This window comes from Paenibacillus camelliae (assembly GCF_023715345.1).
Classification (GTDB): Bacteria; Bacillota; Bacilli; order Paenibacillales; family Paenibacillaceae; genus Pristimantibacillus; species Pristimantibacillus camelliae.
This window is the reverse complement of record NZ_JAMBNY010000008.1, coordinates 19510-41031: the sequence shown is the minus strand read 5'-3', so window position 1 is coordinate 41031 and position 21522 is coordinate 19510. Positions and strand designations below refer to the sequence as shown.

The 21522-nt window shown below is 40.5% G+C and carries 19 protein-coding genes; 2 read left to right on the top strand and 17 right to left on the bottom strand.

Going from position 1 to position 21522, the window contains the following annotated elements; translation table 11 throughout:
• Window positions 1-189: 189 nt before the first annotated feature.
• Entirely contained in the window at window positions 190-897 is a 708-nt protein-coding gene (locus M3180_RS13830) for a metallophosphoesterase (protein WP_251668472.1), read from the top strand.
• 168 nt (window positions 898-1065) lie between these two features.
• On the opposite strand, the gene M3180_RS13825 is transcribed toward M3180_RS13830, so the two are convergent.
• From M3180_RS13825 to M3180_RS13745, 17 genes are all read right to left on the bottom strand, one after another.
• Window positions 1066-3015 (bottom strand): FtsX-like permease family protein, encoded by a 1950-nt coding sequence (locus tag M3180_RS13825; RefSeq protein ID WP_251668470.1) that lies wholly within the window; start codon window positions 3013-3015, stop codon window positions 1066-1068.
• A complete protein-coding gene (locus M3180_RS13820; protein WP_251668468.1) occupies window positions 2990-3766 on the bottom strand; it encodes an ABC transporter ATP-binding protein in 777 nt (258 codons plus the stop codon). Before M3180_RS13820 ends, M3180_RS13825 begins: the two co-directional genes overlap by 26 nt.
• A 118-nt stretch (window positions 3767-3884) precedes the next feature.
• Complete coding sequence (locus tag M3180_RS13815) at window positions 3885-4958, bottom strand: sensor histidine kinase (RefSeq protein ID WP_251668466.1); 1074 nt, start codon at window positions 4956-4958, stop codon at window positions 3885-3887.
• 1 nt (window position 4959) lies between these two features.
• Window positions 4960-5718, bottom strand: coding sequence for a response regulator transcription factor (locus M3180_RS13810; RefSeq protein ID WP_251668713.1), 759 nt, complete (start codon window positions 5716-5718; stop codon window positions 4960-4962).
• A 208-nt stretch (window positions 5719-5926) separates the two neighbouring features.
• Window positions 5927-8356 (bottom strand): glycoside hydrolase family 31 protein, encoded by a 2430-nt coding sequence (locus M3180_RS13805; protein ID WP_251668464.1) that lies wholly within the window; start codon window positions 8354-8356, stop codon window positions 5927-5929.
• A 17-nt stretch (window positions 8357-8373) separates the two neighbouring features.
• Window positions 8374-9258 carry a carbohydrate ABC transporter permease gene (locus M3180_RS13800; RefSeq protein WP_251668463.1) on the bottom strand — a complete coding sequence of 295 codons (885 nt, stop codon included), beginning with the start codon at window positions 9256-9258 and terminating at the stop codon, window positions 8374-8376.
• Window positions 9259-9274: 16 nt separating this feature from the next.
• The gene (locus M3180_RS13795; protein WP_251668461.1) at window positions 9275-10168 is read right to left on the bottom strand and encodes an ABC transporter permease; all 894 of its coding nucleotides are present in this window, start codon (window positions 10166-10168) and stop codon (window positions 9275-9277) included.
• A 67-nt stretch (window positions 10169-10235) separates the two neighbouring features.
• Window positions 10236-11924 carry a type 2 periplasmic-binding domain-containing protein gene (locus M3180_RS13790; RefSeq protein WP_251668459.1) on the bottom strand — a complete coding sequence of 563 codons (1689 nt, stop codon included), beginning with the start codon at window positions 11922-11924 and terminating at the stop codon, window positions 10236-10238.
• A 172-nt stretch (window positions 11925-12096) separates the two neighbouring features.
• Window positions 12097-13461, bottom strand: a complete 1365-nt coding sequence (locus M3180_RS13785) for a response regulator transcription factor (RefSeq protein WP_251668452.1) — start codon at window positions 13459-13461, stop codon at window positions 12097-12099.
• A 2-nt stretch (window positions 13462-13463) separates the two neighbouring features.
• Window positions 13464-15194: a sensor histidine kinase gene (locus tag M3180_RS13780; RefSeq protein ID WP_251668451.1), complete on the bottom strand. Its 1731-nt coding sequence runs from the start codon at window positions 15192-15194 to the stop codon at window positions 13464-13466.
• A 159-nt stretch (window positions 15195-15353) separates the two neighbouring features.
• Window positions 15354-15662 (bottom strand): hypothetical protein, encoded by a 309-nt coding sequence (locus tag M3180_RS13775; protein WP_251668449.1) that lies wholly within the window; start codon window positions 15660-15662, stop codon window positions 15354-15356.
• A gap of 145 nt (window positions 15663-15807) precedes the next feature.
• Window positions 15808-16341, bottom strand: a complete 534-nt coding sequence (locus tag M3180_RS13770) for a DoxX family membrane protein (RefSeq protein WP_251668447.1) — start codon at window positions 16339-16341, stop codon at window positions 15808-15810.
• 138 nt (window positions 16342-16479) lie between these two features.
• A complete protein-coding gene (locus M3180_RS13765) occupies window positions 16480-16986 on the bottom strand; it encodes a DoxX family protein (protein WP_251668445.1) in 507 nt (168 codons plus the stop codon).
• 164 nt (window positions 16987-17150) lie between these two features.
• Window positions 17151-17738 (bottom strand): copper amine oxidase N-terminal domain-containing protein, encoded by a 588-nt coding sequence (locus tag M3180_RS13760; protein WP_251668443.1) that lies wholly within the window; start codon window positions 17736-17738, stop codon window positions 17151-17153.
• Between the two features lie 275 nt (window positions 17739-18013).
• A complete protein-coding gene (locus M3180_RS13755) occupies window positions 18014-19120 on the bottom strand; it encodes a PAS domain-containing sensor histidine kinase (protein WP_432806943.1) in 1107 nt (368 codons plus the stop codon).
• On the bottom strand, window positions 19113-19775 hold the full coding sequence (locus M3180_RS13750) for a response regulator (protein ID WP_251668441.1): 663 nt from the start codon (window positions 19773-19775) through the stop codon (window positions 19113-19115). Before M3180_RS13750 ends, M3180_RS13755 begins: the two co-directional genes overlap by 8 nt.
• A 127-nt stretch (window positions 19776-19902) precedes the next feature.
• Entirely contained in the window at window positions 19903-20370 is a 468-nt protein-coding gene (locus M3180_RS13745) for a GAF domain-containing protein (RefSeq protein WP_251668439.1), read from the bottom strand.
• Between the two features lie 199 nt (window positions 20371-20569).
• On the opposite strand from M3180_RS13745, the gene M3180_RS13740 reads away from it, so the two are divergent.
• Window positions 20570-21331 carry a Crp/Fnr family transcriptional regulator gene (locus M3180_RS13740; RefSeq protein WP_251668437.1) on the top strand — a complete coding sequence of 254 codons (762 nt, stop codon included), beginning with the start codon at window positions 20570-20572 and terminating at the stop codon, window positions 21329-21331.
• The last annotated feature ends 191 nt before the right edge of the window (window positions 21332-21522 follow it).

Sequence of the window (21522 nt, the reverse complement as noted above, 5' to 3'; positions counted from 1 at the left end):
AACTCCAATCTATCGCATATGCTTCAACATACCATATGACGCGCTGGTCTGGCAAACGCTTAGGTGCGACACACTTATGAAAAAGACAGGCTAATATAATGTAAACTAGACTGCTGTCCGAGACATTTAGGGCACTTCGCGTATATATTAAGTGTAGGACTTCAACTAAAAAAGAAGGTAGTGAATGCAGTGCAGCATGGATCAGCTAGACGCTCAAAACGACGGCTGCTGGCTATATCAGACATTCACGGACATCGGCAAGGCTTTCTTTCACTGCTTGAAGCCGCAAAGTACGACGCGAGCAAGGATCAGCTTGTCATTTTGGGGGACTTTATTGAAGCTGGGGAACCGATTACTTGGCGTCTCGTCGATACTGTGCACCAGCTAGTGGATAAGGGAGCCGTTGCTCTACCAGGCAATCATGAGCTTAAATTGGCAACCCTAAGACGCGGAAGTGCGGCACAACGTCTTAGATATTTACGCTTTATCCGTAAGCTGCCATCCTACTATAAAGAAAATGGATATCTTTTCGTACACGCTGGAGTTAGACCAGGTCTACAGCTTAATCTGCATCCTTTGCGAGAATTGACAGAGATTCGGGAGTCCTTTACAAGGCATCCGCTTTCTACATTGCGAACTAAGCTAGACTCAGATGCGGGGGGAACGGCTGGTCAACGCATCGTGTTCGGCCATACACCAACATTCAAGCTTGGAGTCAATCCTGGCTCACTGTTTGTCGATGAATGCAGAATAGGCATTGATACCGGAGCGAAGCATGGCTACCGCTTATCACTGGTCGACTTTACTAATGGACTATGCTATTCCTGCTCAACGGATGCTGAATATCGTGCAGGCGATGTTTACGTATATCATGCTCCAGGTATTCGCAATCGCTAATAAAACTCAATGCCGATCCGTTCTGATTGGTCACTTTCATTACATCTCCTCCTCAAATGGTGACAAGTCCTATCTTTCCTTCGAGAATAGCATAATAGGGCTGCTTATGATCTCTCTCAGATCATAACAGCCCTATTGCTTGTTTCTCCTACTGCGTTGTTTCGTAAATTATGTTACAGGATTGGAGCCTTTACCAATGCTGTGTAAATAACTATTACTTGCAATAATAAAGTAAATGATCTGCATCACTACATAGATCCCAAACACAATCATCGCGTACATCCAATATGTTTCCCCCAGCAAACTATCAAGTGCCAGCATCGCGAACAACGCATGAATGATGCCAACGATGCATGGAAGGAAAAAGATAATGCCGATTTGCGTCGTAATAATTTTTCTCATTTCCTTATAGGTCATACCGATTCGGCTTAAACCTTTGAACATCGCCACATCCTCATCGCGCTCGGTAAATAGCTTAAAGTAAATCAATGAACCTGCAGCAATAAAGAATAGCAAGCAGATAAACATCCCGATAAAAATCGTTAAGGAAGTAGATTGTACAAAGTTTTGATATACGATATTACGTGTGTAATGAACGTTTTCATCTGCAGCTTCGGAGATATGACTTCTTAGCTCCTCTAGCATCGGCAAGCTTTTATTCAAATCGGAAAGTTCAATGCCATGTATAGAAAAAGTCTGTACATTCTCATGTGTTAACAGCTGCTCATAATATTCATCGGATACGATGACGAGAAAGTAACTCCAATAAAAAATCGTGTTCATGACCGTATCTGTACGAATCTCATTAACAGGTAGCTCTATCGCTTGATCGCCAACATTCCCCTTGATTGTTCCAGTATAATCGACCAAATTATTGAAATAACTCTTCGAAACTACTGCTTCTTCATTCGACAGCTTAAGCTGCTTACTGCTTTTAACTTTATCGTTAAATTCAGATTGCGGAATGATCATCGTCGATAGCTCATCGTTGCCGAAGGAATAAGTAATTTCATTAATATTTAATTTATATTGTTCAAGCTTTAACCCGTTAATCTGCTGCTCCTTGCTCACGTTTAGCTTATGCTTAGCGATAAGCTCGTCTAGCACTTTTCTGTCCAGCTGCTCTACATTAGGATCAGCTGTCTCGACCCATGCAACCGCATATGGACTTTCGGCAAAGGATTGATTTTTACCTGATGTATGCAGCACATAGATCGTACCCATTGCCGTCATGACAACCGCACTTAGTATAGTGATCGTAAACAGGATTCGTGCATTATCTTTAATTTTATAGCCAAGCTGTCCAATAATTAGCATATTTGTTTTGTTATAAAACAATTTTTTTCTTCGCTTGAGTACATTCAAAAACACAATACTAAGCTGAGAATACAGTAAATACGTACCAATAACGACGAAGGCAAGTACTGGCAATGCAGTAATAATAAAGGTCATTGGAGTCATCGTAACTGCTAAGCCGTAGCCGCATACGATACTAATTAATCCAACAACAACCTGCCACTTTGAATATTTCAACTCACCCTTCGGCTGTTTATGAGCTTGAAGCATTTCGATAATTTGCCCTTTTCCCATACGGATCGTCGTATACAGCGTAATAACGAAAAATATTCCAACAAAAATTATGATCGTCATTACGACGGCTTTGATCGGCACAGCAAAACGAATTTGTTCTTCTAGCTCCAGTATTGCTCCTAATCCCATAAAGAACAGCTTACTAAACAGAATACCGGCTGCTATTCCCGCTAATGTCGACAACAGCCCAATCACCATATTTTCAATAAATACAAGCTTACGAAGCTGAACTCGTGTCATGCCGAATAAAGAAAACAATCCAAATTCCTTTTTACGAGATTTCAAAAAGGAACCACTAGAATATAGAATGAAAATAAAGCTGAAGATCGCAATAAGGTATAAGCAAAAACTCATTCCAGTTCGAACCTGATTGGCAGCAAACAGCTTACCGTTCACGACATCTGGATGTACAAGAAATGCATAGTAAATGTAAAAGATCGCCACGGAAAACAAGCTGCTTAAGAAAAAGGCACTATAGGAACGCCAATTTTCTTTTACATTTTTAAGAGCGAGGGAACGAAAGGTCATCAAAATCCCCTCCTAGCATGCTCTGTACATCTAAAATTTGCTGGAAAAATACTTGTCTGCTTGAACCGCGATTAATTTGCGTAAAGGGACGACCATCTTTAATGAAGATAATGCGCTGGCAATAGCTTGCCGAGAATGGATCATGCGTTACCATTAGAATTGTCGCACTGAGCTCTTCATTCATTTTTTTCAAGGTGTCCATCACATCTTTCGCGGCCTTCGAATCCAAATTGCCTGTAAGCTCATCAGCAAGCAGCAATGATGGCTCGTGAATAATGGCGCGTGCGATTGCCGTACGCTGCTTCTGTCCACCAGAGATCTCATAGGTGCGCTTGTTAAGCAAATCCTCGATCTGCAGCAGCTGTACAATAGGCTTCAGCTTCTGTTCGATTAGTTTTGGCTTTAAGCCTTCCATGACTAATGGAAGAATTATATTCTCCTTCACACTTAACGCATCCAGCAAGTTAAAATCTTGGAACACAAAGCCTAGCTCGCGTCGGCGAAACAGCGCAAGCTTGTGATCATTAAGCTTTGTCGGGTCAATGCCGTTGATCTCGAGCGTACCACTCGTCGGCTTATCAATCGTTGCCAGCAGGTTAAGCAGCGTTGTTTTACCGCTTCCTGATGGTCCCATCACCCCAACAAATTCTCCTTTTTCAATCTCTATATCAACATCCTTCAAGGCAGTATATAATACATTTTTATTGGAACCATATACTTTCCCAAGGGCTATCGTTTTTAGTACACTCATTGTAAAATTCTCCTTATCGCTTTCTTTGATGCTTTTATTATAGCGAAGCCTATGGCGCTTAGACATCGATGTACCTTTCAGAGAACCTTACAATGTTGTCACCTTCATCTAACCCATGCTACAAACGGTGAATACCAGATTCCTTGATGATTAAAGTAAATTCTGCTCCTTCACCTTGTGAAGAGCTTACCTTCAACATATGTCCTAAGCGCTGGCAAACCTCCTTGGCAAGGTAAAGCCCCATTCCTGTCGATTCCCCAGTCATTCGTCCGTTCTGACCAGTAAAGAAAGGATCAAAGATACGCTTAATATCTGTAGCAGCTATACCGATCCCTTCATCCTTTATTGTTACACTCGTTACATCGGACTGCTGGTCAATTACAATGTATAGACTTTTACTGCCAGGCTTGAGTTTACTGTATTTAATTGCATTGGTTATAAGCTGATTCATAATAAATCCAAACCATTTTTGATCGGTTGCTGCAATCGCCTCACCAGTTAGTTTAGGAAAAATTGAATATTGAATAAGCAGCTTTTTATAGCGATTAATATACTCCCGAATGACCGTATGCAGCTCTACTGGTTTAATATGCAGATCAAGCTCTAGCTTGTCTAATCTCGCTGAGCTAAGCATCAGATCAAGTCCATTGTTTAGCTTTTCTGTTTCCTCACTCATGCTGCGACTCAGATCAGCTTGCTCATTCGTCGACAAGCTCTTCCCCTGCTTTAATCGGTCAGCTGTTTGCTGCAGCTGCATATCGAGCACTGAAAGTGGTGTTTTCATCTGATGGACCCACTGCAGTGTGAAATGATGCTGGATTTCGCGTTTTCTCTCCATCGCATCAAGCTGGGTTTTATACATTCTCTGTTGATTAACGAGCAGCTGCTGCATCAGCTCTTGCTCTTTACTTACCTCCCCATGCAATATATAAATCGCTTCGAGCGGCTCTTTACTATGTATTGCTTCAAGCAAGGATTCGTAATAAGGACGAATACGTATGTAGTTAATCATATGCCCGACCGCAATAGCTACGCATGCAAGAACTATGTAATAGTACATGCTTGAGAGATCGATCAGTGCTGCGTGCCGGTAACGCTCAATTAGGAACAGACCCGCTCCTAACAGAACTATGGCGAGCTGACCAATGATGACGAGCAGCCGATCACGCAAATAAATTTGCAGCTTCTTCATCCTATTCTCCTTCACTTAGCTTTAGCTTATAGCCTTGGCCACGTATCGTTTCGATTGCACTGGGCAAACCGAGCTCACTTAGCTTTTTTCTGAGCCTTGTCATGTTTACGGTTAACGTATTATCATCTACAAATTGCACATCATCCCACAGCGCCTCCAGCAGCTTATCACGTGCAACGACCTCGCCACATTGAATAAGCAGCATCTCCATTAACAGCAGCTCATTACGTGTAAGGTCAATGCGTTGCTCTTCATAATGAAGCTCGTTGCGATTAAGCCATAGTACAAGACCATTAACCTCAAGCTTACCGTGATCCTGCTCTTGACCTTGCTCACCGCTTGATCCCTCTGTTCGCTCGGCTGTTCCAGTCTCTTGCACAGAAGGCATAGCATACTCGCCATATGCGCGTCTAAGCTGACCACGGACTTTGGCAACAAGCAGCTCCAATTGTACAGGCTTCGTTATGTAATCATCTCCGCCATTTTCGATGGCCATGACTTGGTCCATCTCGCCCTCTCGTGCAGAGATAAATATGATTGGCAAATTCGATGTTTTCCTTACCTGCCTACACCAATAGTATCCGTCATAATAGGGCAAATTAATATCCAGCAGCATTAAGTGAGGATCAGCCTGCTCAATTTCTTCACTAATGTTCCGAAAATTACTTGCAAGTGTAACATGATAGGAATATTGCTCAAGCTTCACTTTCAACAGCTGAGCGATCTTCACATCATCCTCTACGATGAATATCCGGTTTATACTCATTAATCATCACCCTTATCTATCCAATTCACAGTAAAAAGAAAAAACATAGTTCAACCTGAACTACGCTTTATTTTAACATGCATTACTCATCATATAACATACACCGTCAATAATTGATGAATGCTATTCGTTCAATGCAAAACAGCCAGCTGCGATGATCCGCAGCTGGCCGTATTGAAGGGCTTTTAATTATAGTTAATTTCTATGAAATAGTGATACGTGCATGATCAAAATGATTGGGTAACACGAGCTCTATCGAGCGAGTCTCGGCATTATAGCTGCATTCACACTTTCCAGCTACATCATGTTCGTACACCATAACCTGACTTGGGGTGAAGAGCAGCTCCTTGATTTCAACTTTAATGGATTCACGCTGCTTCGTTAAGTTCTTCGCCACATACGATACATCGATACTCATCGACTTTTGTTCAAAGCTCGTTGAAAATTGCAGCAGGTTATAGCTCCCCTGTTCATAGTCATACGTATTCGCGTCATCCTCATACCATTGACTTTTTATCTGACTGCCTTTTGTTGCGGCATATACGATATGTTTAATTGCTGCTTCTTCGTTCAATTGCGGCTTCCAAGCATCGCTGATCAAATTTGGAACGACCGCACCTGCTCTAATATATAGTGGAAGTCGATCAAGCGGCGCATCTGCTAATATATTTTTTCCGCCCTCATAGCGCTCACCACTCCAATAATCGACCCATTCTCCTTCCGGAAGATATACGGCACGAGCTGTTGTGCTTGGTCGTAAGATAGGAGCAACAAGCAAATCTGTGCCTACTAAAAATTGATCACATAGATTATATACGTTGCGATCGTCAGCATACTCTAGGAGCAATGGTCTCATGATCGGTAGACCCGTTTTATGCGCCTCATAGAATTTTGTGTAGATATATGGTAAAAACTGATATCGCATTCGTATGTAGCTTTGGCAGATCGCTTCAATCTCCTCACCGAATGCCCATGGCTCCTGGCGAATCGAATCAATTACGCTATGATTACGGCAATAAGGGAAGAATACACCAGCTTGCGTCCAGCGTGCTAGCAGCTCTGGTGATGCATGATGAGCAAATCCACCAATATCTGGTCCTGCGAACGGTTGTCCGGATAAGCCTAGATTAAGAACCATCGGAATAGACATTGCTAGATGCTCCCAGAAGCTGCGATTATCTCCCGTCCAAGTGGCCGCATATTTTTGAACTCCCGCGTAGCCCGCACGAGTCAGTACAAATGGTCGGCTGCCAGACAGCTGTTGCTTCAATCCTTGCTGAGTTGCCATGGACATAAGCATGCCGTACAAATTATGCAATTCCCCATGTGTTTTAGGATCACCGTCATTACGATGGACAACATCAAGATCCATCGTTTTCGTTGTATTAAACACAGCTGGTTCATTCATATCATTCCATATGCCGTGGATTCCAAGCTCTGTATAATATTGATGCTGCTCTCCCCACCATTGACGAATCTCTTCTTCTGTAAAATCCGGAAATGCGCTTGTTCCAGGCCATACATCTCCAAAAAACAGATCGCCTTCAAGCTTTTTACAGAAATAATCATTCAATATCCCAGCTTGATATTGTTTATAATCAGGGTCCTTTTTAACTCCCGGATCAACAATTGTTACAATACGAATACCTAATTCGTTTAATTCCTCAATCATCTTACGCGGATGTGGAAAACGGATCGGATCAAATGTAAATACTCTGTATTCATCCATATAATGAATATCTAAATGAATCGCATCAACAGGTATTTGCTTTTCCTTAAAGGTATGAGCTAGTGCGATTACCTCATCCTGACTCATATAGCTGTATCTTGATTGATGATAACCGATCGCCCAAGCTGGTGGCAGATCCATACGTCCAGTCAGTGAGCTATAGCGGGAAACGATGTCCTTTACCGTATTACCAAGAATGAAATAATAATCTAGTTCTCCTGATTGCACCTCAAAGCTATAGGATTCTTCCGATGATCTAAAGTCAAAGGACGTTCTCCCTGGATTATCAAGGAAAATACCATATGGCGCTTTATCATAGTTAAAATGAATGAAAAAAGGAATAGATACATACAAGCATTCGATTTCAGGGACATGTGGATCAAAAACATCTGAATTCCACATATCATATTTCTCTCCTGCTTTATCCAAAAAGCTTGTTTTCTCTCCTAAACCGTAAATATGCGAATCCTTCTCGTTCTGTTTTCTGCAGCCATATTTGCCTCTTGCCGAAGAATATAGCCCTACATCGCTAGATACGAGCTCACCATCTTGATTATATAGATCGATGCAAGCATTGTGCTTATGAATTACAGCACTTGCAGCTGGAAGCTTTACGTGATAAGCCTCCTCCGTTTCTACTAATTCGCCTTCTACGCTGCAAAACACATCTTGCTGTACTGCAATCGTAGTTTTATAGCTTAACTCTTGGTCAGTCATTAGCTTTACGCGAATGATCTGCTCTGTTACAGGCTGCAGCAGAATGGCTGCCCTCTCTGTTTCAAACAGATAGCCACCTTCCTCTAATGCTTTTGCAGCAGTTATAGCTCCAGGTGTCCATAGCTTCTCTTCGATATCCAGCCCTTGCTGTTTATCTGGGTGTATATTTTCACTTGTTTTCATCATGATTCTCCTTCAACTTATTATCCTTTTACTGAACCAAGCGTAATCCCCTTAACAAAATACTTTTGAAAAAATGGATAAATAACTAGCAGTGGCAGCATAGAGATAAAGATTTTAGCTGCATTTAATGTCTGATTAGATAGGCTCGTTAACCGTTTCGCCGTTTCAGCATCTACCTTTGAAGGATCCAGTGTTACGGTAACCTGTCTAATGTAGGATTGCAGTGGATAGTTTTCATTTTTCGTCATGATCATAAGTGCTTGGAAAAACTCATTCCAATGACCGACAATCGTGAACACTAATATCGTTGCGATAACTGGTGTTGATAACGGTAAAAATATTCCGAAAAGAATACGCCATGGACCCGCTCCATCGATTAATGCCGATTCCTCCATTTCCTTGGGTAGGTTCCGGAAGAAATTCATAACCAAGATGACATTAAATACAGGTAAGCCACCACCAAGAACTAATCCCCATATGGAGTTAATCAGTCCTAGCGACTTCATCGTCATAAACCAAGGTACAATTCCGCCATTAAACAACATACAGAAGATAAGCAACCACATAATAATATTACGATGCTTGAATTCTTTACTTGTTTTCGAGAGAGGATATGCCATAAGCAATACGACGATAAAGGTGATGATCGTTCCATAGATCACGCGCTGAACAGAAATTAAAAACGATCGTAGAAACTGGCTATCGCTAATAATTGTTTCATAGGAAGAAAACGTAAATCCTTTTGGAAACAGAAATACATTCCCTGCTGCTACAGCTGCTCGATCGCTCAGAGAGACCACCAATGTATACCAAACTGGCAGAATACATAATAATGTGATCGCAATAATTAAAATCACATTAAATCCATTGTAAAACTTGGATATAAGAGAGCGTTCTTCTATCATCTTCGTTCATCCTCTGCTAAAAGATTCTATAGTTCGCAAAACGATATGCTAGTGTGTATGAGATCGATATTAAGATAAGGCCGACCACTGATTTAAGCAAGCCTACTGCGGTCGCTAAACCGTATTGCATATCTATCAATCCAGCACGATAAACCCACGTATCAATAATATCTCCGGTAGAATATACCGATGGGTTATATAGGTTGAATATTTGATCGAAGCCAGCATTTAGAATATTTCCAAGACTTAATGTACCTAGCAATATCGCAACAGGTAAGATACTAGGTAACGTAATGCTTGTTAATCGTTTCCATTGGGATGCCCCATCAATAGCAGCTGCTTCGTACATTTCAGGATTTATCGATGTAAGGGCCGCAAAATAGATTATGGCTCCGAAGCCAAATTCCTTCCATACATCACTGATTACGACTAACCATGGGAAAAGCTCTGCATTAGCAAAAAATAAAATCGGGTCCTTTCCAAACCAAGTTTGGAGTAGTTGATTGACTGGTCCTGTGTAAGAGAAAATATCAAGCAGGATTCCGGCAATAATGACCCAGGATAAGAAATGCGGTAAATATACAATCGTTTGTACCGAGCGTGTAAATAAACGATTTTTCACTTCATTGAGCATTAGTGCAAAAAGCATCGGTACGATGAGGTTACCAATCATCTTCATTACTGCGATAATAATCGTATTTTTAAACACCTGCTTACTGTCATCAAGCTCGAACATATATTTGAAATGCTCAAAGCCTATCCAGTCTGAACGAAATATTCCGAGTCCGGGATTAAAATCTTTGAAGGCCATGACAATGCCATACATCGGTAGTAAATTAAAAAAGCATAGCCACAATAAACCTGGCAGGAGCATTAAGTAGTAATGTTTGTAAGCACTACGATTCTGCATATCTATTTCTCCTTAATGGATAATGCTAGACGAGCGACATTGCGCTCGTCTAACATTATTCTTCACTTTACTGTAAATCGTTAACTTCTTGTGTAATTTGATCTCCGCCCTGCTGATACCATTTTTCTACAAAGGTATCGAATTCTTCGATCGGTGCACTGCCCATAATGATTTTAAGGAATGTTTCATCCTCAAGCTTTTTCAGATTCGACCATCTTGTTTGCATCGTCTTAGTTTGAGACGTTACAAGACTTTTTACCCAATTGATATCTGCATTAACGAAGGTCGAGCCCCCGTTCAAATGCGCATAAAGATGAGAGAAATAGTCCGGATCAGATTCTTGATCCCAGTACTGAATATCGAAGTTGTCAAATGGCTCAAGCTTAACATTTTTTACGTGTGATGCGATTTCATATGTGAAGCCATAGTTCAGCTTATCTACCTCTTCAAGCGTAATCTCGTCTCTAAGCACCTTCTGTGTTGTGTTTACAGCATAATTAAGCTGATCTCCGTGTCCCATAATAAGGAATAATGGAATTTCCTGAGAAGTAAGCTCTTTACCAACAGCCGTTTTATAGCTTTCTTCCTTCTCATTTACATGGATATTAAGAAGCTTGATGACTGCCTCAGGGTTTTTATATGATTTCTTTACAACAATAAAGCTGCTGCCTGTTGCTTGATTGGAATTAAACTTGCCTTCCTCATTTACAGGGATAGCATAAGGTCTCCAGTTCGCTTTGTCGTCGTTCTTGATTGAATCCATGATATTATAAGCTGACCACCATGGACCAAAGAAAATACCTGTTTGTCCACTTGCGATTACTTCCTGTGTACTTTTTCTAATCCCAACTTCTTTGTCCAGTACGCCACTTGCATACCAATCTCTTAATACAGCTAAAGCTTCCTTCGTTTCCTCTGTTGTAGAACCATACACTGCTTTGCCTTCATCATCTTTTACCCAAATGCCAGGATATGCATCTTTAGCGAAAAATACAGAAGAGAAGTTTAAGAAATGATCACTAGAAGATAGGAAGGTTGAGTACAATGAGCCGCCCTGCTGCGTACCTACAACACCAATCGTGTTGTCCCCGCCCATTTTATTATCTATAAATGCTTTAGCAACTTCCTCTAGATCTGCAATCGTTTTCGGTTCATTCAGACTAAGCTCATCTAGCCAGTCCTTACGAATCCATGTTAGTGGTGCCGACGGAAGTGTTGTTTCAGGTAATGCGTACAGCTTCCCATCAAAGGTTACACCCTCTAAAAGACCTTCATTGGAATCATAGATCTGCTTCAAACGCTCTGAACCGTACTGCTCGTACACTTCTGTTAAGTCCGCTAGCTGATCTGCCTTCACCATTTGTCTAAGCTGTGATTCATCTACGATCATTGCATCTGGCAAATCATTACTTCCTATTGCTAAGCTAACCTTTTGACCGTAGTCTGAGCTTGCTGCTTCCCATTCATGTTTAATCTCGATGTTGTATGCATCTAATAACCAACGTGTATACAAGTTGTTCTCTGCTGTATCATTACCTTCATAGGTATAAGATGGATCGATGGATCTACCAATCGATACAACAACAGGCTCCTCATACTTAGCAAATGTATCCGTAGATACAGCCGTCTGCCCGCTTCCGCTTTCTTTTTGACTAGTGTTACCATTGCTAGCACCATTGTTCGTATTACCTGAACATGCAGTAACACTCAAAGCTGCGACCAGGCTCAATGCGACAATTTTCAAGCCTTTTTTCATTACAATTCCCCCTAGTTTTTTTCTTGTGCTTGTTTGTTTACATGTTTTATTCTAATGTCTCAAAGCCCTATTTTGCGTTAGAGAAAACGTGTTAAATAGGGGGATAATGTTATGTAAGAAAGGAGCATGTACGAAAATCGTCTACCCTATTTTCGAACATGCTCCTCCTTAATCATTTTTTACGCAATCGATCAGGTCGATGACCTAGTCTATAATCACTAGGCAATACACCTACAAATTCCTTAAATAATCGACTAAAATATTTCTCATCGTTATAGCCAACTTCCTCAGCAATCCATTGTATCGTTTTGCTCGTATGCACTAAATAGTTTTTGGCATGCTCCATTCGTACATCTCTAATATAATCGGTATAGGTTTTGCCGACAATTTGCTTAAAGCACTGACTAAAGTAGCTCAAGCTCATATTGACATGCTTAGCCATCTCTGCAGCGGTCACTGCGTTTTTATAGTTTTGCAGAGCTAAAGTTTTTGCCCTTGTAATGCTGCTTTGTATTTCTATTGAGAATTGTGGCTTCTCGCTAGAATCTCTAAGCTGCTGTCTAGTAAGCTTTAGCCAATGGGAGAATTGGACAAACGTAAGGAAATGATCCTCCATGACGAGCTCTTCATCCAATACGTTGTTATACATTCGGTTCCATTCATCAGTAAGAGAGAAAAATAATCGCATTAAGCGAATGGCAGGCAATTGAATCGCACTAAGCTCTGCTATTCGCTTCTCGAACAGCTTATCATCGAATATCCAGTCTGATTCGAGCCAGCTTTGCTTAATAGCAGATATATCGACTTCGACTTCATAATCTAGTCGTTCATGCAAATCCTCTATTGAAATCGTTTGCAAAGGAACATCAGGATTATAATCGTAAAAAAGACCGTTACGATTATAATTGCGAATCAGTCTAAGCAGCTCTTTACGCTCCATGCCGTGGATTCCTTCAATGCAAAAGTATGCGAACGACTCTATTATAGGTTCAGGACAATAGCTCCAATACCATACGCCTGCCTCAACCTCTACTCCCCCATCAGCCCCTCCTGGTACATCCTGACCCAGTTCAATGCTTGGGTGTAACGGATACGCTACATAAATGCTTGAAGCCACTTGATCTTCCATTGACGGCTGTGAAAGCTGTCGTATCTTCTTCATATCAAGCAATGAGGCTATTCGACTTAATATATCCTCGAATTGCTCCTTTTCTAGCTCTGTTTTTGCGATATAATCAATAGCCCCTAAGCGCAATGCTTCCTGAATATAATCAAAATCTTGATGCAGCGTCAGTACGACAATCTGTATATGAGGATATGTTGTCGTAATGATCCTCATTAGCTCAATGCCAGACATTACTGGCATTGCAAGATCTGTAAACATAAGGTCTACCGTATTGGATTCCAAAAATTTAAGTGCATTCTCACCGTTATTGGCCTCGCCAATGACCTTCATGCCAAACTCTTCCCATGGCATAAAGCTAGCGAGACCCTTTCTAACGATTTTTTCATCATCTACAATTAATACAGATATCATAGTTATCGTTCTCCTCGACTGACTGGCAGACTCATTTTAACGATTGTTCCTTTGCCCACATCACTTTTAATGTGGAACGTTGCTTCTTGCCCGTAATTCGCTTCTAATATTCGAATCACATATTTCATCCCGATACCCATTCCAACCTTCTTGCTATCTGCAGTATCTTGATGGAGCAGCTTATTCATTTGTTCCTGTGACATGCCTGTACCATTGTCTTGAATCGTTATATCTAATCTCTTATCTAGCGAAATATTTACATGTATATAGCCATCATCACTTACCCCATGATAGAGAGCGTTTTCTACTACCGGCTGCAGTATAAATCGAGGAATTGTAAGTGACATCGCATCCTCATCTACATCAATATCAACGTCGAACTGAAAATTATAGCGAATGCGTTGCAGCTGCATATATTCCTTTAAAGCTTCGATTTCCCCGCCAATCGTTGTTGCATCACCCATCTTGCCCAAATTGTACTGTAGCAGCTTATTAAGCGAAAGGACAAGCTTGTCTATTTCCTTTTGCCCATTCATCATTGCAATCCAATGAACAGTATCGAGTGTATTCATAAGGAAGTGTGGATTAATTTGATAAAGCAGCTTCTCCACTTCCAGATCAGCTCTTCTTTTCTCCTTTACTTCGATTTCACCGTAAAGCTCCCATATTTTTTTCTTCATTTCTCTCGTTTTGAATAGCAAGTAATCGAATTCAGGTATGTGAATCATATCAGTATTATCTTTTACATTAGAATTAACTAGAGATTTCAATTCCGTGTTGAATTTTTCAAGTGGTCTGTACACCATTCTTGATAGTAGTGTACCGATAATGATTGCTGCAATGCCAAACACGAAAATAAGAATAATAAGCTGCATGAACCACTGGTTTTTTTCTTGATTAAATTCGTTTTTAGGGAAGATGGACACAATACTCCAGCCTTGATTACTTACTTCACGATGCCATATGTATCTGTCGAATTTTCCTGAGCTCGTCTCTTCATTAATAAAGGGAAAGCTGCTATTCACGGGAAAAATCTCTTCATTCTGGCTATAGGTGATTTTTCCCTCATTGTTTAGAATAAGCATTTGCCGCGACTTCTTGATCTCATCTTCTGGCTCGAATAATGCAGTTGTTGTATTAAATCCGGTTTCTATGTACACATATACGTCCTCATGCGTGACATTTACCTTACGCATGGTACTGAACACTAGATGATTATTGGATCGGTTATAGCTTCGATGCGGACCATAGTATGTGATCTCGGGATAGCTTTCCATTAGTGGAAGTGCTTCAACACTAAAGTCTTCTCTGACCGAGAAATTTTCAAAATCGACCATCGAACGATCCATAAAGTAATAAAAGGTTAACCCAACATTTGGATTAGAGAACGTTAATACATTCAGGTCACTCTTTAAGTCGTTTCGATAGCGAGATCTCGTGAATGGGTCTTCTTCTACGTGCAGTAGCTCTAATAGCTTATTGTTATTCACTCCAAAAGCCATTTGCTGCGAGATATGATTCAAGTTATTCAAATTATTTTCAAGATTCAATATTTCTTGTCTTAAATTACTTTGTATGGATCCTTCTACTTTATTTGATAATATTGAGTTTATCGTAATAAAGGATGCGAGGCTTAAACATGTAAACGGTATAATAACACTGAGCATAATGATCGTTACGGTTCTATATTTAAATGTTGTTTTTCGATACCGTTTCAGGAGCGAATGATACATGATGCTATACCTCCATTCAGTCTATCCTAATACTATATCATGGCTTATGTGGGTGCGAGATAGAGAATGTTTTAGAAATAGGATGATATTTATTCGAAATCAACAGAAAGAAGCATCTAGTCAACAGACTAGATGCTTTGTTAAAGTAACTATTGCCTTCTACCACTTGCCCCCGCGCAAATGCTCAATAATAGAACGAAGCTCGCCGTCATGCTGTGGCAGCTCGTCGCCACCCTTCATCTCGATCTTTGTAATATCTAGCTTATAGGTTTCTTTACTGTTCGTTGGTGCGAAGATCAAATCCCGTTCATCGATTAACTGAACATTATAGCCAAGCTGAGCAAAAGCAGCGATAAAGTCTTTAATACTTGGCTGACGATCGTCCGGTAAAAAGATAAGAGCACGAAGCATTTTCGTCTCAGGACCATCGATAAATTTGAAGTGAAAGATACATTCTCTAAGTGCCATATGTACAATAGCCCCTTTCCATTATTTAATAACAGCTTACCGTTTTTCAAGCTCAGTTTCCATACCTTATCTGTAAAAAAAGCAGCTCGAGCATTGGTGCCAGAGCTGCTTAGCTTACATATATTCAACATAATCATTATATACATTACGCTGTTTTTAATTCAGCAGCATCCGTTTTTGTTTTGTCTCTTTTTGTTAGCTTTGCACCGATATTCTTTTTAAGCCAAGGTGCTACGAAGTAGTCTCCACCGAATCTACCTGCATTGCCTGCTGCCAGCATAACGATGAAGCCAAGTAGTACTAATAGCGGGTTCGTGCTTACTGTTCCAGCGAACATAAACATGAAGTTCATTAATAGTCCGAAGAAGGCAGCTGGTAAAGTAAGAATACCTGTAATTAATCCAATTCCGACTAGCAGCTCGCCCCAAGGAACAATTACGTTAATGACATCTACCATTGGTAAAGCGACATTTTCGATGAAACCATTGTATAGCGGATAAAGCACTTCATCGCCTTTTGCAACTGGATTATTAATGGCATTGGTCATAAAGCCTGTAGCATCAAAGCCTCCTCCAGTTACTTTACCCCATCCACCTTTGATCCATTGATATCCCAGTATAATTCTAACAACGGCTACAATGATTGCTGCGTATTTATTTTCTCTCCAAAATTTTAACATTTGAATCACTCCCTGTTTTTTATAACTTAATTATATTTTGATTATAACTGATACTTTGTGATTTTTATCACATAAGTTGTGAACTTTTTCACTTAATTTGTGAACTTTTTCACTTTCTATTCCATGCGTTCAGTTTAGCTATGCTTTTTTGAACCTAGCAGCAATTTTGTTGCCTACTTTTTCTTTAAGCCAAGGTGTTACAAAGTAGTCTCCTCCGAATTTACCCGCGTTGCCTGCAGCCAGCATGATGATAAAGCCAAGCAGCACCATCAGTGGGTTCGTGCTGATCGTTCCAGCGAACAGGAACATAAAGTTCATTAGTAATCCGAAGAATACAGCTGGTAATGTGAGTATACCGGTTATTAGTCCAATTCCGACTAACAGCTCGCCCCAAGGGATAATGACGTTAATGACATCTACCATCGGTAGCGCAATGTGCTCAATGAATGCATTGTAGACTGGATAGAGTACTTCATCGCCTTTAGCAACAGGATTGTTAATCGCATTTGTTAAATATCCTGTAGCATCAAACCCTCCCGTAGTCACCTTTCCCCATGCGCTCGTTATCCACTTATATCCAAGTACGATCCGAACTACCGCTACAATGATTGCTGCGTATTTATTGTCTCTCCAAAACTTTAACATTTGAATCACTCCCTGTGTTCTTTATGGCTTAAGTATACAATGCTCGCTGTTCAGCGAATGTGATTTTTATCACATATTACGTGAATTTTTTCACTTATTCATTTTAAATGAATCCTCCTGCCTTCAGATTGATATTGCCACACTAAAAGCGGAGGATTTATCATTTACTCAAATTCCACAAAGATCGTATTTTTCTTTTGATCAAAGGAGACTTTTCCACCGAGCTGCTCCACGATAGAACGAATAGGTGCATAGGTTGTGCTGTTTTGCGTTATGATATCATTACTAGATAGCTTAAATGTCACTTTATTATCTTCTTTTGATAAAGTTACTTCAGTTTTGTTATCATTAAAGCTGATGGAAGCTCCAATCTCATTGGCTACCTCGCGAATCGGGAAATACGTCGAATTGTTTTTTACCAACGGCTTATTGCTTAAGGCTACGATTGATCCATCTACTGATAATTTAACGCTAGAGGTTTGTATTTCCTTTGCTTTGCTGGATTTTGAAGTAGACTTATTTTTGCTTGAACTTGTCGCTTTCGATTTCGTACTAGTGCTATTAGTGCTTGAACTGGATTTTCCTGAGTTATGATAGTGGTAACCAGTGCAAAGGCCTTTTTGAATTGATTTGTTAGAGCAATTATGGCCTCCATTGCTATCTGTCCTCCCTGAATGTGCCAATGCACTTGTATTTACGATCATTAATAAAAACATAGCTAAAACAATTAATATTATTGCTTTTCTTTTCACGTTACACCATCCTATGTAAATTTACTTATTATAGCTTATATTTGTACAGTTAACTAAAATTGTCAATATTTATTTCATATTATGAACACCAAAAAGGCACTCTGTCTGGCTTAGCCATAGAGTGCCTTAATTGCTTCGATCACTGTTGCTTTCTTTTTGATGATAGCTTTTGTTCAATTGCCTACGTTATATTATTTAACCGTAAGCTTTTTACCTACTTTTCATTGCGCCAAGGGGCTACGAAGTAGTCTCGCTATATCACTCTCTTTTAGTTTTTACTTTGGTATAGTAAGAACTACACTAGTCCCATGACCTGGCTCAGAAGTAATCGATAATATTCCGCCTACACCTTGCGCCCGCTCCTCCATACTGAACAGACCTACACCTGTTTGTTCGAGCTCGCCCCGCTTAAAGCCTGCTCCATGATCCTTAATCGTAATAACGACTTCATGCCCTTTATCCTCGATATTGATCTGTGCCTCATCTACATCTGCATACTTCGCGATATTCGTCAGAGATTCCTGAATGACACGATAGATCACTGTTTCTTTAACAGAGCTCAGCCTTTGCTTCAAGGAGCCTTCCAACGTAACGGTGATTCCGAAGTGGTCCGTATAGTTTTCAATATACGTTCGAATAGCAGGTCCGACACCGAGATCATCCAACACTGAAGGCCGCAGATTCCAAGCCATACTTCGTACATCCTGCATCATTCCAGATACTTCGTTTCGAAGCTGCTGCAGCGCCTCAAGCTCATTATGCTGCGCAATCAAATGATCGATCTGAATCATAAAGGAGAATAGACTTTGACCGAGACCATCGTGAAGCTCTCGTGAAATGCGCTTTCGTTCTTCTTCTTGAACCTCCATCACTTTAACCATCATCTTCTTCAAGTCCTTCTCAGCCTGCTTTAGACTTGTTACTTCATTACGAATGGCTAAATATTGATATGGGCGATCATGATCATCTAAAAACGGCACGATGGTTGTATTTACCCAATAATAGCTGCCATCCTTCGCACGATTTTTGATCTCACCTGTCCATACCTTGCCAGATGAAATCGTACGCCATAGTTCGTTAAAAAACTGCTTGGGATGATAGCCGGAATTGATAATGCGATGATCCTGCCCTATCAGCTCTTCCTCGCTGTATTTTGATATTTCAACAAATTTATCATTAACGTATGTAATCTTCCCTCGTACGTCAGTAATCGCGACAATTGAACTAACATTAAGTGCATACTGCACATCAATGAGATGCATGAGACGCTGCTTCGTAAGCTCAAATAGCTGTTTATCTTCCATGCTTTTCTCCAAATTAGAAAGAAAGAGATCCATTTGCTCAAATTGATTGCGTTGATTACGATTAATTGCTTTATTCATCTTCAAAATGCAGCAGCCCCTTTTGCAATGCAAATTTGATTAACTCAGGTCGTGATTTCAAACCTAGCTTCTCCATCAAATTACTTTTATGTGCCTCGACTGTCTTAACACTTATGAATAGCTGCTGCGCAATTTCCTTATTCGCATATCCCTTTGCAAGCCAGCTCAGTACTTCCTTCTCACGCTCTGAGAGCATATTATAGATTTCATCGTCTTCCGCTATAACGTTACGCTGATTAATAAACTGACTCATCAGCTTCTTCGTTGCAGAAGGATACAGATATGCCTCTCCCGCAGATACAGCTTGAATCGCGCCAAGTAGCTCTTCATGAGGAGCATTTTTTAGAATATATCCTGATGCCCCTGCTTTAATCGCCTGGAACAAATACTGCTCGTCATCATGCATCGTCAATATTAATATATTGACCTCTGGCATGAGCTTTTTTAATTCAGCTGACGCTGTCATTCCATCTTTACCATGCGGCATGCTTAAGTCCATCAGCACAACATGTGGCTTCACTTGCTGAGATAGTGCGATTGCCTCATCACCCTCCGATGCTTCTCCTACCACTTCTATCTGATTTTTTCCGTGTAACAGCATCGAAAGCCCCGAGCGAACTACTGCATGATCATCACATATAAGAAGCCTAATCATCGAAACAATCCCTTCACCTTTAATCCTGTTATCATTATAGCGTTTCACCGTATGAAAATCAGCTATAATCATCTTCGAGGATGAAGTTCGATTCGAAAACTAGGCTTATTGTCGTTCAATATTCGATTTATTTACAGGGCACACTTTCGTTAAAGCACAGCATCGGGAAGTCGCCGTTCTGTTCAAGCTCCTCAATAAGCTTTGACGCCGCAGTAATCTGATGTGGCTCATAGGAAACTTGCTCACGTTTACCGATTAATATGACCACTCGGCATTGCTGGCCCTTATGATATATTGGCCATACAGCGATATGCTTCAACTTCTCGATCAGCATAATCGCTTCACTGTAATCAGAAGCATGACTGCTTGCAGCATTGGACTGCAAAAACCTTCCTGTTCGAAGCGCATCTCCAGTCAGGCCAGAATAAATTTGCTGTTTAATCTTTACGGTTCGACTGCTAATGCTTCCGAAATACGGTCGCCATTGTATTTTTCTAGTATGTGTATTAGCAGTACCTATCGCTGTGAAATCACTTAACGTTATTTCAGTTAGCCGCTGCAATATGTTCTCTATGTGAACAGTTGTTGGAGTCATAGCGCTGTGCTCCTTTCTGACGAGATCGTACCGTTCAATCGATTAATATCCTAATTATAAAATGGACAGTTCCTAATGTATGTTAGGGAATATCCTTAAAAGCATTAGCAGCGATGTAGGGATTATCCCGATTTTCAAATATACAAAGTACACGTATAGTATAGATATGGCAATCCGTAACAGAAAGGATGATACTGCGATGAGTATATATTACGAGAACAATTCAACAAAAATAAAGCGCCCGGACAGTAATCGTAGACCAGGATCATTAAGCACCGTTTTTACTGATGAACAGCTTGATCTGCTTGCTTCTGTGATGCATATAAAAAAATACTCCGCAGATACTCATATATTCTGGGAGGGTGACGAAGCCATTGCGGTATACTGGATACTGAAAGGCCGCGTTAAGCTTAGAAAATCAACCTCGGATGGAAAAGATCTTCTGCTTTCCATACTGCAGCCTGATGATATGATTGCTGATATTGATACCTGGGATACTTCTCATCGTTATACAGCTGAGACAATTGATGAGGTCGAGGTTGGTATTATTCCTCGACTTCAACTAGAAATGCTGATGTGCAAGCACGGAGATTTCGCTTATCGCTATGCAATGTGGATGGGCTTATTACAGCGTAAAACCGAATCGAAGCTTCGTGACCTATTAATGGGCGGGAAGAACGGTGCGCTTGCCTCGACACTTATTCGTCTGTGCAATAGCTTTGGTGAACGTGTTGAAGATCATCATATCCGTATCAATATTAAACTTACGAACAATGAGCTTGCAGAGCTCGTTGGAACGACAAGAGAAGGAGTCAACCGACTGCTTGCCAGCATGAAAAAGGACGGTATTGTTACAAACAATCATGCAGGCTATATCGTAGTGACAAATATTCAAGCGCTCAAAGATATGGCAGGCTGTCCATTATGTCCTACTTGCCCGAACGAAATATGCAGACTATAGCAAAAAAATGTGCTCAAACGATTGTAATCATAATCGTGAGCACATTTTTTTGCTATTGATCAGCCAACCGTATTCAGAACTATTGATTATTTTATTATTTTATACTTTGTGATTTTTCGCACATCCTTCATTGAGGCTCTGCTTTACAATAGACATATATTCAAAAGTATATTGAAAAGTGCTTTGAAGTT

What these genes read in the sequence shown, in the direction of transcription:
- M3180_RS13790 (WP_251668459.1), bottom strand. Translation starts at nt 11,924, where the DNA reads ATGAAAAAAGGCTTGAAAATTGTCGCATTGAGCCTGGTCGCAGCTTTG.
- M3180_RS13745 (WP_251668439.1), bottom strand. Translation starts at nt 20,370, where the DNA reads ATGACTCCAACAACTGTTCACATAGAGAACATATTGCAGCGGCTAACT.
- M3180_RS13820 (WP_251668468.1), bottom strand. Translation starts at nt 3,766, where the DNA reads ATGAGTGTACTAAAAACGATAGCCCTTGGGAAAGTATATGGTTCCAAT.
- M3180_RS13805 (WP_251668464.1), bottom strand. Translation starts at nt 8,356, where the DNA reads ATGATGAAAACAAGTGAAAATATACACCCAGATAAACAGCAAGGGCTG.
- M3180_RS13775 (WP_251668449.1), bottom strand. Translation starts at nt 15,662, where the DNA reads ATGGCACTTAGAGAATGTATCTTTCACTTCAAATTTATCGATGGTCCT.
- M3180_RS13815 (WP_251668466.1), bottom strand. Translation starts at nt 4,958, where the DNA reads ATGAAGAAGCTGCAAATTTATTTGCGTGATCGGCTGCTCGTCATCATT.
- M3180_RS13785 (WP_251668452.1), bottom strand. Translation starts at nt 13,461, where the DNA reads ATGATATCTGTATTAATTGTAGATGATGAAAAAATCGTTAGAAAGGGT.
- M3180_RS13765 (WP_251668445.1), bottom strand. Translation starts at nt 16,986, where the DNA reads ATGTTAAAGTTTTGGAGAGACAATAAATACGCAGCAATCATTGTAGCG.
- M3180_RS13770 (WP_251668447.1), bottom strand. Translation starts at nt 16,341, where the DNA reads ATGTTAAAATTTTGGAGAGAAAATAAATACGCAGCAATCATTGTAGCC.
- M3180_RS13750 (WP_251668441.1), bottom strand. Translation starts at nt 19,775, where the DNA reads ATGATTAGGCTTCTTATATGTGATGATCATGCAGTAGTTCGCTCGGGG.
- M3180_RS13800 (WP_251668463.1), bottom strand. Translation starts at nt 9,258, where the DNA reads ATGATAGAAGAACGCTCTCTTATATCCAAGTTTTACAATGGATTTAAT.
- M3180_RS13755 (WP_432806943.1), bottom strand. Translation starts at nt 19,120, where the DNA reads ATGAATAAAGCAATTAATCGTAATCAACGCAATCAATTTGAGCAAATG.
- M3180_RS13825 (WP_251668470.1), bottom strand. Translation starts at nt 3,015, where the DNA reads ATGACCTTTCGTTCCCTCGCTCTTAAAAATGTAAAAGAAAATTGGCGT.
- M3180_RS13780 (WP_251668451.1), bottom strand. Translation starts at nt 15,194, where the DNA reads ATGTATCATTCGCTCCTGAAACGGTATCGAAAAACAACATTTAAATAT.
- M3180_RS13795 (WP_251668461.1), bottom strand. Translation starts at nt 10,168, where the DNA reads ATGCAGAATCGTAGTGCTTACAAACATTACTACTTAATGCTCCTGCCA.
- M3180_RS13740 (WP_251668437.1), top strand. Translation starts at nt 20,570, where the DNA reads ATGAGTATATATTACGAGAACAATTCAACAAAAATAAAGCGCCCGGAC.